Source organism: Paratractidigestivibacter sp., from assembly GCF_963660155.1.
Taxonomy (GTDB): Bacteria; Actinomycetota; Coriobacteriia; order Coriobacteriales; family Atopobiaceae; genus Paratractidigestivibacter.
The window spans coordinates 1-14,235 of the sequence record NZ_CAVKWG010000022.1 but is presented as its reverse complement, the minus strand read 5'-3'; the positions used below and the strand labels follow the sequence as shown (position 1 = coordinate 14,235).

The following is a 14,235-nucleotide window of genomic DNA, read 5'->3' as shown; positions in this document are numbered from 1 at the left end:
ATGGCCGGCCGTTCCCTTATCCTCGCCATCGACCAGTCCACGCAGGGGACCAAGGCGCTGCTCTTCGACGCCGAGGGCAACTTCGTGGAGAAGGCCTCGCGCCCGCACGAGCAGCACGTGAACGAGGCCGGCTGGGTCGAGCACGACGCCGAGGAAATCATGACGAACGTGCTCGCCTGCTCCCGCGACGTCTGCAAGAAGGCCGGCGTCGAGGCGGGGGAGGTCCGCGCGGTGGGCATCTCCAACCAGCGCGAGACCTGCCTTGCTTGGGACCGCGAGCGCCGCGAGCCGTTGGCCCGCGCCATCGTGTGGCAGTGCGGCCGCGCGAAGGGCATCTGCGACGAGATGTCCGCCCGCGAGGGCGTGGCCGATCGCGTGGCCGAGCTTTCCGGCATGGCGCTGTCGCCGTACTTCTCGGCGGCCAAGCTCGCGTGGCTGCTTCGCAACGTGGACGCCGTCTCCGCGGCGGCCGAGGGGGGCACGCTCGCCCTCGGCACCATCGACTCGTGGCTCGTGTTCAAGCTCTCCGAGGAGCACGCCTTCGCCACCGAGCCGTCAAACGCCTGCCGCACGCAGCTGCTCGATATCCGCACCGGCGCTTGGAGCCCCGAGCTCTGCGACGCGTTCGTCGTGCCGATGGAGGCGCTCGCCGAGGTCAAGCCCTCGGACTCCGTCTTCGGCCACACCACGATGGGCGGGCTCTTCGCCGAGCCCGTGCCCATCTGCGGAGTCCTCGGCGACTCGCAGGCGGCCCTCGCCGCCCAGAACTGCCTGAACCCCGGCGACACCAAAGCCACCTACGGCACCGGTTCCTCGGTCATGATGCAGACGGGCTCCGAGCTCAAGCAGTCCCAGAGCGGCCTTGTCTCCAGCATCGCCTGGGACTTCGGCGGCGAGCGCTCCTACGTGCTCGAGGGCAACCTCAACTACACTGGCGCGACCATCACCTGGCTCAAGGACCAGATGGGCCTCATCGAGAGCCCGGCCGAGGTCGAGGGCATCATTGCCGGCGCCAACCCCGCCGACCGCGCCTACTTCGTGCCCGCCTTCACGGGCCTTGGCGCCCCTTGGTGGGACACCGAGGCCACGGGCCTTCTTACCGGCGTCACGCGCACCACGGGACGCGCCGAGATGGTCAAGGCCTGCGCCGAGTCCATCCCGTACCAGATCGCGGACGTCCTCGACGCCCTGCGCGCCGATACGGGCCTTGAGGTGGGGGAGCTGCGCGCCGACGGCGGCGTCACCGCCAACGGCTACCTCATGCAGTTCCAGGCCGACATGGCCGCCGCCGACGTGGTGGTCTCCAGCCTAAACGAGCTCTCGGCGGCGGGCGCAGGCTTCGTGGCCGGCCGTTCGGCGGGCCTGTTCGATCATAATGTTATCTATGAGAAGGTCAAGCGCCGCGCATTTAAGCCTCAGATGAGCAAGGCGGACGTCGCCGCCAAGCGCGACGGCTGGCACCTCGCCCTCAAGCAGGCGACTACGCGCTAAAGCGCTTGCCAAGCGGTTTATCCGCAAAATTTAGTAAACCCGCGCAGACACGCCACGTCTGCGCGGGTTTTTGCATGCCGAAAAGCTTAGTTACCCCTAACCTGCGGCTTTATATGTCGCTGAACAGTCGGTGAACGGTAGTTAAACATCTAAAACACTACTAAACGCGCTACTAAATCCATCGAGCAAAGCACTGCGTGCGTGTTGCGTGTAGATTAATCGTCAACAGAAAAGGCGCGTCGGTGAGAGGCCGGCGCAATGAGGGTTTTTCCGAAAGTTTTTTATTTAGAAGGTACTTCCGATCGTGCAAGGAAGAGGCACGCGGAAGTTGGGGATTGCTGTGCAAAGTTTCGCAGCAAATAGGGGAAAGGATCCCAGTATGTCAAGCATTTCTCGCCGCTCATTCATCGGCATGGCCGGCACCGTCGCCTCCGTCGCCGTCCTCGCGGGCTGCAACTCCGCTTCCAGCTCCTCGAGCAGCTCCTCGAGCTCCAGCGACTCCAGCTCCAGCACTGAGGCCAAGGTCCTCACCGGCGGCGGCTCCAACCTCGTCTATGTCATCACCCCGTCCGTCTCCAACCCCGCCTTCAAGTGCGAGGCTGACGCCGCTGCCGCCAAGGTCAAGGAGCTCGGCTACGAGGTCAAGTGCGTCTCCCACGACGACGACGTGAACAAGCAGTCTGAGCTCTTCGACAACGCCATCGCCGACAAGGCCGCCGGCATCATCTGCGACAATGCGGGCGCCGATGCCACCGTTACCCCGGTCAAGAAGGCCTACGAGGCCAACATCCCGACTGTCCTCATCGACCGCGAGATCAACGAGACCGGCATCGCCATCGCCCAGATCGTCGCCAACAACTACCAGGGCGCCGAGGGCATCGCCCAGGAGTGGGTCACCGCCATGGGCGAGGCCGGCGAGTACGCTGAGCTGAAGGGCAAGGAGTCCGACACCAACGCCGGCGTCCGCTCCGACGCTTTCCACTCCGTCATCGACCAGTACAGCGACCTCAAGCTCGTCGACACCCAGGTCGCTAACTGGGAGCAGACCGAGGCCTTCGAGAAGACCGAGACCATCCTTCAGTCCAACCCGAACCTCAAGGGCATCATCTGCGGCAACGACACCATGGCCATGGGTGCCATCGCCGCTTGCGAGGGTAAGGACATCAAGATCATCGGCGTCGACGGCTCCGACGAGGCTGCCGCGCAGATCAAGGCCGGCAAGATGGTCGGCACCGCCATGCAGCCCTTCTTCGTGATTGCCCAGACCGCCGCCGAGCAGCTCGACGCCTACCTCAAGAACGGCAAGACCGGCCAGGACGAGAAGCAGCTCATCGACTGCGCCATCGTCACCTCCGCCAACGTCGACAAGATGAGCAACTTCACCTTCACCGAGTAGCTCTTCGTGCCGTTATCCGCGGCTTAGCTTGACTGTTAGGGCCGTCCAAGGCGACTTGCGGCGGCCCTTCTTATCACCATAGAGAGGAGATACACATGGTTAAGAGCAACAAGCTCGCCCGCACCGTCGCCGCAGGGTCGCTCGCCGCGATTCTCGGCGTCTCCGCCCTCGGTATGGCCGGCTGCGTCACCGTCGTCAAGATCGGCGATGAGGCGGCTCTCACCGGCCAGACCACCTTCGACGCAACTGCCTACGTCGAGGAGAAGTGGTCCGGCGTCGTCGAGGAGATTTCGGGCGAGGCCACCGATCTGGCTACCCTTCTTTCCGAGTCCGGCGGCAAGCCGTCCTCCGTTGCCGACAAGTACGCCGTCGGCAGCTCCAAGAAATGCTTCGCCGTCAAGGGCACGGGCACCGTCGCCTCTGTCGAGGAGGGCAACAACGGCGCGCTCGTCGTGACGCTCGACGACTACGCCGACGCCCAGGTCACCATCCAGGTCGGCCCCATCTACAAGGGCTCGACCATCCGCGACGCGCTCAACAACGTCAGCGCCCAGGACTTCACCAACCAGGTCGAGTGGGGCGAGCTGAAGACCGCCCTCAACGCGAAGGTCGCCTCCGACGTCGTCGGCAAGGTCGACACTGCCTCGGCCGCCGGCAAGAAGGTCACTTTCTGCGGCACCTTTACCGGCGATACCCTCACCATCACGCCGGTTCAGCTCGAGCTCTCGTAGGGGAGGTCGATTTTTGTATGGCAGATTTCCAGATGGATGACTCCGTACTCATCCACGCAGACCACATCGACAAGATTTACCCCGGCACCAAGGCCCTCGACGACGTGTCCTTCGACGTCCTGCGCGGCAAGGTCAACGTTCTTATCGGCGAGAACGGCGCCGGCAAGTCCACCCTCATGAAGATCCTCGCCGGCGTCGAGCAGCCCTCGAACGGCAAGATCTACATGGAGGGGCGCGAGGTCAGCTTCAAGGACATCGACGCCGCCCGCGCCGAGGGCGTCTGCATCATCTTCCAAGAGCTCAACCTCTTCCCAAACCTCACGGTCTATCAGAACATGTTCATGGGTCGCGAGCAGCTCAAGGGCGGCGTGGTCGACAACAAGGAGCACATCGAGCGCACCAAGCAGGTCCTCGCGCGCCTCGAGAACCCCATCGACCCCTCCACCCTCGTCGGCGACCTGCGCATCGGCCAGCAGCAGATCATCGAGATCGCCCGTAACCTGGTCCAGGCCGACAACCTCAAGCTCCTCATCATGGACGAGCCGACCTCCTCGCTCGACAAGAACGAGGTCAACCTGCTCTTCAAGTTAATCCACGAGCTCACCGACCAGGGCGTCTCCATCGTCTACATCTCCCACCGACTCGAGGAGATTATGGAGATCGGCGACCACGTCACCATCTTCCGCGACGGCCGCTTCATCTCGGACGCCGACGTCAAGGACGTCGACGTCAGCTGGATCGTCGAGCAGATGGTCGGCGAGGACAAGAAGTACCCCGTCTTCGAGAACAACGTCGACTGGTCCAAGCAGGAGACCGTCCTCAAGGTCAGCGACCTGTGCCTGCCCAAGGCCGGCGGCGGCTACCTGGTCGACCACGTGAGCTTCGAGCTCAAGGCCGGCGAGGTCCTGGGCGTCTACGGCCTGCTCGGCGCCGGCCGCACCGAGATGCTCGAGTGCCTGATGGGCCTGCATCCTGAGTCTTCAGGCGAGATCGAGCTCTACGGCGAGAAGATCCAGCCCAAGAGCATCGCCGACCAGATCGACCGCGGCTTCGCGATCGTGCCCGAGGACCGTCAGGGCGAGGGTCTCATCCAGACCATGGACATCGAGCGCAACCTCGTGATCTCCAACCTCAAGCACTACACCCAGGGGCCGATGATCAACCAGAAGAAGCTCGACTTCGCCGCGCGCTCCCAGATCGACGACATCCACATCAAGGTCGCCGACAAGAAGCTCCCGATCCTCTCGCTTTCTGGCGGCAACCAGCAGAAGGTCGTTATCGGCAAGTGCATCCTCACGAACCCGAAGGTGCTGCTGCTCGACGAGCCGTCCCGCGGCATCGACATCAGCGCCAAGACCGAGGTCTTCGAGATCATTCACCAGTATGCCTCCGAGGGCCTGGCCATCATCCTCGTGTCCTCCGAGCTCGAGGAGATCATCTCCGTGACCAACCGCGTCCTCGTCCTTTCGAACGGCAAGCTCACCGCCGAGTTCGACAGCCGCAAGGTTTCCGACGACGACCTCGTACTCGCATCCTACAAGGGTCACCACGCCGACGCGTAGGCCCCCAAAGAAAGGAGAATCCAGCATGGGCGAGAAGAAGTCCAACAACGATCTTGTCATGCTCCTGCTCAAGGGGCGCACCCTCATCGTGCTGCTGGCCCTGTTCATCTTCTTCAGCATCGCGGCCCCCAACTTCCTGTCGGTCGCCACGATGCTGCTCATCGGCAAGCACGTCGCCCTCTACGGCATCCTCGCCGTGGGCATGACCTACGTCATCATTACGAGCGGCATCGACCTTTCTGTCGGCGCCGTGGTCGGATTCGCCGGTATGATCGTCGGCGGCCTGCTCCAGGAGGGCCTCACCATCGAGCCCCTCGGCGTGACGCTCTACTTCAGCGTGCCCGCCATCTTCGTCATCGCGCTTGTCCTGGGCGCGCTGATCGGCGCCGTCAACGGTCTGATCATCACCAAGCTCAAGGTGCCCGCCTTCATCACCACGCTCGGCACCATGTACGTGCTGCGCGGCTTCGCCAACCTGCGCTCCAACGGCGCCACCTATTCGAGCCTTGCGGGCAATGAGGCCCTCGGCAACACCGGCTTCGAGTTCTTCGGCTCCACCACCTTCGGCGTCCCCAACGGCCTGATCATCTTCATCGTCATCGCCGTTATCGCCGGCTTCGTCCTGTCCAAGACCTCCTTCGGCTGGCACACCCTGGCCATCGGCGGCAACCCCAAGGCGGCCAAGTTCTCCGGCGTCAAGGTCGATAAGGACACCATCATCGTCTACATCATCTCCGGCGCCTGCGCCGCCATCGTCGGCGTGATCACCACCTCGCAGCTCATGGCCGCCCACCCGGCCACCGGCGAGTCTTGGGAGATGAACGCCATCGCGGCTACCGTCCTCGGCGGCACCTCGATGTCCGGCGGCATCGGCACCATCTCCGGCACGGTCCTCGGCGCCTTCATCATCGGCGTCATCAACGACGGCATGGTCATGTGCGGCGTCTCCGAGTTCTGGCAGATGGTCATCCGCGGCGTGGTCGTCGTCCTGGCCGTCGTCATCGACGTCGCCCAGCGTCGCCTCCAGGCCAAGATCGCCCTGCAGGCCAAGGCCCCTGCGGTCCCGGAAAAGACCGGTGACGCGCCCGCCGAGAAGGCTAAGGAGTAACGGCTATGAAGCGCTCCGGAATCCTCAACGCCCAGCTCTCGCGCCTCATCGCCGCGCTCGGGCACAAGGACACCTTCATGATCGGCGATGCGGGCATGCCCATCCCGGCAGGCGTCGAGGTCGTGGACTTGGTCCTCGTCGGCGGCGTACCGACTTTCAAGCAGGTCGTCGATGCCGTGGCGGCCGACACCGTGGTCGAGCACTACACCGTGGCCACCGAGATCCACGAGAAGAACCCCGAGCTCGAGGCGTATCTCGCCGAGACCTTCTCGGGCGCGACCATGGATGAGCTGCCCCACGATGAGCTCAAGAAGATGTCCGCTTCCTGCAGGTTCGCCATCCGCACCGGCGAGTTCACGCCGTACCCGAACGTGATCCTGCGCGCCGGCGTCGCGTTCCCGGCATAAATCGAAGTTCCCTGGGGGCCGCCGGTTCCTCCTCCCTTCCCTTACGGCGACCCTCTTGGGCCGAGAGCCTACCTGTACGGCTCTCGGCCCTCTTCTGCAAATAATGGACAAAGGGACAGTCCCTTTGTCCACTCGTCAGGGGGTTTGTATGGCACAGGCAAAAGTTCTGAGCTTTGGCTCGCTCAACCTCGACTTCGTTTACCAGGTCGACCACATCGTGCTCGGCGGGGAGACCATCGACGCCGGCGAGGTGGCCACGCATTGCGGCGGCAAGGGCCTCAACCAGTCCATCGCACTGGCCCGCGGCGGCGCGGACGTCGCGCACGCGGGCATCGTGGGCGCGGACGGGCAGGCGCTTCTCGACATCTGCCGCGAGTCAGGCGTCGACGTCTCGCGCGTGCACGTGGACGAGGGACGCAGCGGCCACACCATCATCCAGGTCGATAAGCACGGCCAGAACTCGATCATCCTCTTCGGCGGCACGAACCGCGGCGTCACGCAGGCCTATATCGACGAGGCGCTGGAGGGTTACGGCGAAGGTGACCTCATCGTGCTGCAGAACGAGGTCAACATGCTGCCGCAGATCATCGAGTCGGCGGCGGCGCGCGGCATGCGCGTGGTGCTGAACCCCAGCCCCTTCGATGCCCGCATCGACGAGTGCGACCTTTCGCGCGTGTGGCTCTTCTTCGTGAACGAGATCGAGGGCGAGCAGATCACGGGCAAGAGCGACCCCGCGCAGATCCTCGACGCGTTCGCCGAGCGCTACCCGGGTTCGAACGTGGTCCTTACCCTCGGCTCAGACGGTGCAGTCGCGCAGTTCGGGGGCGAGCGCTTCGAGCAGCCTATCATCCCGACGACGGCCGTGGACACGACGGCCGCGGGCGACACGTTCTCTGGGTTCTTCTTGGCGGAGTACCTGCGCTCCGAGGACGTCGCGCAGGCCATGCTCTGCGCGGCGCAGGCGAGCTCCATCGCCGTCTCGCGCGCGGGCGCGGCCCCGAGCATCCCGGCTCTGGACGAGGTCCGCGCCGCCCTCGGCGCCTAGGGCCCTCGTTTTCATCGCCGGATCGCGCCACGCCCGGCGCAACTGAGCCGTTCTTCTCCTGTATTTAAGGGTTTTGCGTCCCTGGTTTTGGTGCCAGGGCGCAAAACCCTTTTTTCGCGGAAGAAAGTATCCTCGATTTGAGGGTTTTGCGTTGCGCGCCCAAAACGGAGGGCGCAAAACCCTCAAATCGAGGAGCGGTCGCCTGTAAATTGGACGCCCGGTGGTCCAGCTGCAGTTTGGGGACAGACACCTTTGCGCACGCGAACCTCGGCTTGAGCAAATTGGCCCATTGATTCGGCAACCGGCTTGCAACCGCGACGCGTGTGCGTAAAGGTGTCTGTCCCCAAACTGCAGCCGACCCCGTAGCTTTGCAATTAAAGAATTTAGAAATAGAGTCGCAGCTAACGTCAAAGTTACAATTAAATCCGTTAATAAAATTGCTAAAGCATTTAGTAAATCTCCGCCTGACCTTCAACTAACCTGTCGCGAACGCATTATTTACATCAGAAATTGCGCGTCGCCGGTAGGGGGAATCCCGGGGCGCGTCCGCTTAGGGTCAGGGTCGCGCCTGGCCGCAAGGAAAGGAAAGAGGGATATATATGGCCGTAGACAACCACCAGATTGCCGCCGACGTCCTGCCGCTCGTGGGTGGTGCCGAGAACGTCACCATCGCCACGAACTGCATGACGCGCCTGCGCCTCACGCTCAAGGACAACTCCAAGGCCGACCTCGAGGGCCTCAAGAAGGTCAAGGGTGTCCTCGGCGCTCAGTTCTCCGGCTCTCAGCTGCAGGTCATCATCGGCCAGAACGTGCCGAAGGTCCTCGCCGAGTTCGTCGCCATCTCCGGCGTCAAGCAGGGCGCTGCCGTCGACGAGAACCTCGACGACGCCCCGAAGGAGAAGCTCACCCCCAAGGGCGTCTTCAACGCGATCCTCGACTACCTGTCCGGCTCCATGACCCAGCTCATTCCGCTGGTCATGGCCGCCGGCCTCTTCCGCACGTTCGCCGTTGTGCTTGGCCCGCAGGTCTTCGGCGTCCTCTCCGACACGGATCCGACCTACACCTTCTTCAACACCACGCTGTATGAGGCCGGTTTCTACTTCCTCCCGATCTTCCTTGGCTACGCCTGCGCAAAGAAGATGGGCGCTAGCCCGATGCTCGGTTTGCTCACTGGCGCCATTCTCATTGCGCCGTCCGTCGTCTCTGCTGCGGGTGAGGGTGCCAACATCAGCGTCTACGGCTTCCAGATCGCCGCGGCTGACTATTCCCAGACCGTTCTGCCTGTCATGCTGACCATCCCGGTCCTCTATGTGGTCGAGAAGTTCATGAAGAAGCACGTGCCGGACGTTCTGAGCACCCTGTTCTCCCCGTTCTTCACCATGATTGTCGTTGTGCCCATCATGTTTATCGTGCTCGCCCCCCTCGGCAACCTGCTTGGCCAGGGTATCGCTGCCGTCCTCTTCGGCCTGCAGAACCTCGGCGGCGTCTTCACCATCCTGGCCATGATGGTTCTCGGCGCCTTCTGGCAGCTCTTCGTCGTCGCCGGCATGCACATGCCCGTGATCATGCTTGCTCAGGTGCAGATTCTCCAGGTCGGCTCCGACCCCTTCCTCTTCGTCGCCACCAACTGCGCCATGACGGCCGTTTGGGGCTGCGTTATCGGCTCCTTCTTCCGCATCCGCAACAAGCATGAGAAGGGCATGTGCGCCGGCTACATCGTCTCCGCTCTGCTCGGCGGCGTGACCGAGCCCGCTCTCTTCGGCACCGTTCTTCGCTTCCGCCGCACCATGCTCGGCATGATCATCGGCGGCGCTGCCGGCGCGGCGGTCTCCGCGCTGCTCGGCGTTACCCTGTACGTCGGCGCGATGGCGACTAACTTCCTGGTCTTCCTCGGCTACCTCCAGGGCGGCATGCAGAACACTATCTGCGCGATTATCGGCATGGCCGTTGCCTGTGTGGTCTCCGCCGTGGTCGTTTACTTCACCGGTTATTCCAAGGAGGAGCTCGCCGCGATGGACGAGGAGTAGGCCAACCTCGCCCCTAATGTTCACCCCGCCCGGATTTCCCCCATCCGGGCGGGGCATCTTTGCAAGGCCGGCTGCAAAGCCGTTCGCGGCCCGTTTGCCCGTCGATAAGCGCTTTTTGCCGCGCCGCTTTTTGCCGCGCCGGCAAGAAGAAAGCGCTTATCGTTAGGCAAAGGGGGGGCGCTCCCGCCGCGACCCCAAACATAAAAAGGAGCATCGCATGGGACTGGGAAAGCTGAGCATCAACGCTCGTCAGGACGGCTTCTTGCTGGACGGCGAGCCGTGGTTCTGGTTCGCCGATACCTGCTGGAGCGCTTTTACCAGCATCTCGCTTGAGGACTGGGACTATTACCTGGCCCGCCGCGCCGAGCAGGGCATGAACGTGCTGCAGATCAACACCCTGCCGCAGTGGGACCGCTGCACCCCCGACCTGGGCATCTGGCCCTATGCGAGCGAGGACGGCGTCCACTTCGACTGGTCGAGCGTCAACGCCGCCTACTGGGAGCGTGCCCGCACCATGTGTCAGATGGCCGTCGAGCACGGCATCCGCCCCGCCCTCGTGCTCATGTGGTGCAACTACGTGCCCGGCACCTGGGGCTCGCGCATCTCGACCTTGCTCGGCGCCGACGTCATGCCGCGCGAAGAGATCCGCCCCCATGTCGAGCGCGTCGTCGAGCACCTCGGCGACCTCGACCCGGTCTACGTGGTCACCGGCGACACCGACTTCGCCTCCGACGAGGCCATCGAGTACTACGGGGAGACCCTCTCCGCCATCTGCGAGCTCGCGCCCGACGCCGTGCGCTGCATGCACATCAACCGCGCGAACCGCAGCATCCCCGAGCAGTTCGTCGACCGCCTGGACTTCTACATGTTCCAGCCCGGCCACAACTACGAGGGCCAGACCGAGGCCTGGCAGCTCCCCGAGGACTTCCGCGCCAACTATCCCAAGAAGCCCATGGTCAACTCCGAGCCCTGCTACGAGCAGATGGGCGCCTCGCGCAACGTCTACTGGCGCTTTACCGCGCAGGACTGCCGCGCGAGCGTGTGGTCGTCCATTCTCGCGGGCGCATCGGCCGGCGTGACCTACGGCGCCCACGGCGTGTGGAACTGGCAGACCTCGCGCTCCACGGGCTCGGCTTTGGGCGAGGGCTTCGACGCGCCGTTCCGCTGGCAGGAGTGTCTGCAGTTCCCGGGTGTGTGGGACTTCGGCCTGATTCCGCACGTGCTCGGCCACCTTGGCGCAAGCTCTGCCGACGCCGCGGCTGCCGTCGAGCCCGCGCAGGAGCTTCTTGACGACGAGCGCGCCGCCATCCGCTGCGCCCGCATCGGCAAGAAGGCCGTGGTCTATGTGCCGCGCGCGACCAAGGTCAAGCTCAAGTTGGACGCGGCGACGTCCGCCCGCGCTCTCGACCTCGAGGATAAGCGCGTGGCGTACCTGCCCGTGAGCTGCGCCGACGGCGTCGTTACCGTGGCCCAGCACCCGTTCGAGCACGACGCGCTCGTCGTCGCCGAGTAGCCGCCGCGCTCAGCAAAGGAGACCCCCCCATGTCCACCTACGCAACCGTCGTGACCCTGGGCGACTTCGGCCCCTGGATCTCGAAGATCGTCGTCGACCTGCCCTGCGAGGTTCGCGCGAGCGAGGTCGCGGCCGATGCCTTCAACGTCTACTGCGCGCGCTTCGAGCCCACAGGCGAGCCGCTCATGCGCAAAGAGCGCGGTGCCGACCACGCCGTGCACACCGCCGGCTACGTGCCCGTTCTTGCCGCTTATCCTTGCGACGAGAAGGGCGGCCGCGCGTCCGCCGGCTCCCACGTGGCCCTTGAGGTCCCCGAGGTACGCCTCACCAAGCGCGTCGAGGGCGGCGTCATGGGATCGCGCTACGTCGAGAATCGCATCCGCGTGACGCAGCTCGCCCCCGTCTGCGGCGACGGCGACCCGGTGTGCGGCCTCGTGTTCGACGGGCTGCGCGAGGAGTACACGCCGCAGCTCGCCGGCTGGAAGAACGCGCAGCAGAAGACCCCGGTCGATGGCATCTCACTCGAGTACGGCTACTTCGAGCCGAGCTTCGAGCCGCGCCCCGTGCCTTTCGGCGAGCCTGTGCCCGTGCCGCAGAAAGCCGCGCTTCTCGTCTACCTGCACGGCGCCGGCGAGGGCAGGGGAGAAACGACGGGCGAGGGCCCTGCGCGCGCCTACACCGGCAACCGCGTCACGGCCCTCTCGCAAAACCCGATCCAGGGCTACTTCGGCGGCGCCGCGTGGGTGCTCGTGCCCCAGAGCCCGACGTTTTGGATGGACAACGGCAAAGAGCAGATGGGTCGCTCTAACGAGTCCATCTACGCCCCGGTGCTCAAGGCCTTGATCGACGAGTTCGTGGCCGAGCACGCCGACCATGTGGACCCCGACCGCATCATCGTCGGCGGCCTTTCCAACGGCGGCTTCATGACGCTTCGCCTTGTGCGCGACTACCCGGGCTTCTTCGCCGCCGCGGCGCCCTGTTGCGCGCCCTGGTACAACGCCACGGAGGAGGACGTCGAGCTTTTGGCCAAGACGCCCGTCTGGTTCACGCATTCCAAGGGAGACGAGCTCGTGGCTGTGGACGAGACGGTGCTGCCGCTCTACGCCGCGCTCAAGGCAGCCGGCGCGGACGTCCACTGCACCTACTTCGATCACGTCGAGGACCTCACCGGCGTCTACCGCGAGCCGGACGGCCGGCCGCTGCGCACCTTTAACCACGGCGTCTGGATTCACCAGTTCAACGATTTCTGCCGCACCGATATGGACGGCACGAACGTCGTCGTCGGCGGCGAGCCCGTCGGTTTGTGGGAGTGGTGCGCCCGCGTCTAGTCCTAAAGTGGACAAAAGGACAGTTCCTTTGTCCACTCTTTTTTTGTTAGGAGCCGCTCATGGAGAAGCACCGCGTCATCATCACCACCGACATGGAGATCGACGACATGAACTCCGTCGTTCACCTGGCGCTTTACCTGAACCTGCTCGACGTCGAGGCCGTCGTGTACACCTCCTCGCAGTACCATTTCCTAGGCGACGGGGCCCATACGCTGGGCGAGGTCACGTCGCATTGGCGCACCAAGGGCCGGCGCTCCTGCGAGTGGGAGGTCGTGCCGAGCGAGCCCGACCCGGAGGCGGGGAGCCTCACGAGTTATCGGCCGTGGCCCGTGCATTGGCTCGAGGAGCTGTGGACGGGCGACTACGCGGAGGCGTGGCCGTACCTCTGCGCCAATGCCGCCGCGGCTGGCGAGCCCGCGTTCCCGTCGCCCGACGAGCTTCTTGCCAAGACGTACGTGGGCAACGTCGCCTTCGAGGGAGACGTGCGCGCCGACACGCCCGGCTCCGACGTTATCCGCGCCGCGATCCTGGATGACGACCCTCGTGAGCTGTGGCTTCTTTCGTGGGGCGGGGCCAATACCATCGTGCGCGCCCTCATGTCAATCGCTGACGAGTACGCCGGCGGCCCCGAGTGGGACGCCGTGCGCGAGAGCGTGTATCGTAAGGTCCGCGTGGCCGGCATCGTGGACGGCGTGGGACAGGACAACTCCTGGGCCGACCACGGGCGCGAGCTCTTCGGCGGGCTCCGCCTTATGCGCGTGCCCTTCGTTTACGGTGGATACGTGGATGCGAAGCTCGGGCAGCCCGACACGCTGCCGCTGTTCCGCGCGCCGTGGCCGCAAGCAAACCTCGTCTGCGGAAACGGGCCGCTCATGGCACGCTACGCGCTCTACGGAGACGGCAGGGTGTACGAAGGGGAATGCGATCGCTTCCAGTTCGGGCGGCACGCGCGGCTTGACTGGGGCCTCGCCGGCGCGCCTGCCTTTCAGTTCGACCGCGGCGACTTCATGGCCGAGGGCGATTCGATGACCTACATCCCGCTTCTGCCCTTCGGCCTGCGCGGCGCCGACGAGGACGGCTTCGACACGCTGCTCGGCCCGATGTATCTCGACGGCGAGAAGCCCCCGGTCGAGTTCGCCCCGTTCACCGCGCCGGAGACAAACATCAATCCCTACCTGCGCGCTTATCAAGAAGACTTCGCCGCCCGCGCGCAGTGGTGCGCGAACGCGCCGGACGCGTGTAACCACGCGCCCGTCATCGCTGAGGTCTCGCCCGATACCGCGGCCGTGCCCGGCGAGCCCGTGGCGCTGCATGCCGTGGTGAGCGACCCCGACGGCGATGTCGTGACCTGTGTCTGGCGCCGCTACGGCGCGACGGGCGAGGTCCTCTGGGAGGCCGCCGGCGCGGACGCTGAGTTCACCGTGCCCGCCGACGCGATGGCGGGGGAGCGCATCGTGCTTACCCTCGTGGCCCGCGACGAGGCCGAGCGCCCCATGACCCGCTACGCCCAGCTCGCCGTGACCTGCCGATAGGGGGCAGTCCCCTTTCTGCAGCGGTTCGGGGACGGTCTTCGGCGCCCCGATGACCGAAGGCCTCCTGCTTTTGAGGGTTTTGCGCCGCGCGTTTT

General features: G+C 64.8%; 11 protein-coding genes. All 11 read left to right on the top strand.

What is annotated here, in order from left to right; translation table 11 throughout:
* The 11 genes from U5709_RS04110 to U5709_RS04060 all read left to right on the top strand — a co-directional run bounded on the left by U5709_RS04110 (position 1) and on the right by U5709_RS04060 (position 14,140).
* A complete protein-coding gene (locus U5709_RS04110; protein WP_321972854.1) occupies positions 1-1,491 on the top strand; it encodes a glycerol kinase GlpK in 1,491 nt (496 codons plus the stop codon).
* A gap of 379 nt (positions 1,492-1,870) precedes the next feature.
* On the top strand, positions 1,871-2,887 hold the full coding sequence (locus U5709_RS04105) for a D-ribose ABC transporter substrate-binding protein (protein ID WP_321970496.1): 1,017 nt from the start codon (positions 1,871-1,873) through the stop codon (positions 2,885-2,887).
* Between the two features lie 95 nt (positions 2,888-2,982).
* A complete protein-coding gene (locus U5709_RS04100) occupies positions 2,983-3,618 on the top strand; it encodes a DUF2291 family protein (RefSeq protein ID WP_321970495.1) in 636 nt (211 codons plus the stop codon).
* Positions 3,619-3,635: 17 nt separating this feature from the next.
* The gene (locus U5709_RS04095; protein ID WP_321970494.1) at positions 3,636-5,180 is read left to right on the top strand and encodes a sugar ABC transporter ATP-binding protein; all 1,545 of its coding nucleotides are present in this window, start codon (positions 3,636-3,638) and stop codon (positions 5,178-5,180) included.
* A 25-nt stretch (positions 5,181-5,205) separates the two neighbouring features.
* Entirely contained in the window at positions 5,206-6,288 is a 1,083-nt protein-coding gene (locus tag U5709_RS04090) for an ABC transporter permease (RefSeq protein ID WP_321970493.1), read from the top strand.
* Between the two features lie 5 nt (positions 6,289-6,293).
* Positions 6,294-6,695 (top strand): D-ribose pyranase, encoded by a 402-nt coding sequence (gene rbsD, locus U5709_RS04085; protein WP_321970492.1) that lies wholly within the window; start codon positions 6,294-6,296, stop codon positions 6,693-6,695.
* A gap of 148 nt (positions 6,696-6,843) precedes the next feature.
* Entirely contained in the window at positions 6,844-7,740 is an 897-nt protein-coding gene (locus U5709_RS04080; RefSeq protein WP_321970491.1) for a ribokinase, read from the top strand.
* 599 nt (positions 7,741-8,339) lie between these two features.
* Positions 8,340-9,767 carry a PTS transporter subunit EIIC gene (locus U5709_RS04075; protein WP_321970490.1) on the top strand — a complete coding sequence of 476 codons (1,428 nt, stop codon included), beginning with the start codon at positions 8,340-8,342 and terminating at the stop codon, positions 9,765-9,767.
* Positions 9,768-9,984: 217 nt separating this feature from the next.
* Positions 9,985-11,280, top strand: a complete 1,296-nt coding sequence (locus tag U5709_RS04070; RefSeq protein WP_321972853.1) for a DUF4038 domain-containing protein — start codon at positions 9,985-9,987, stop codon at positions 11,278-11,280.
* Positions 11,281-11,309: 29 nt separating this feature from the next.
* Complete coding sequence (locus U5709_RS04065; protein ID WP_321972482.1) at positions 11,310-12,608, top strand: prolyl oligopeptidase family serine peptidase; 1,299 nt, start codon at positions 11,310-11,312, stop codon at positions 12,606-12,608.
* A 59-nt stretch (positions 12,609-12,667) separates the two neighbouring features.
* Positions 12,668-14,140: a nucleoside hydrolase-like domain-containing protein gene (locus U5709_RS04060; protein ID WP_321972481.1), complete on the top strand. Its 1,473-nt coding sequence runs from the start codon at positions 12,668-12,670 to the stop codon at positions 14,138-14,140.
* Positions 14,141-14,235: the final 95 nt, after the last annotated feature.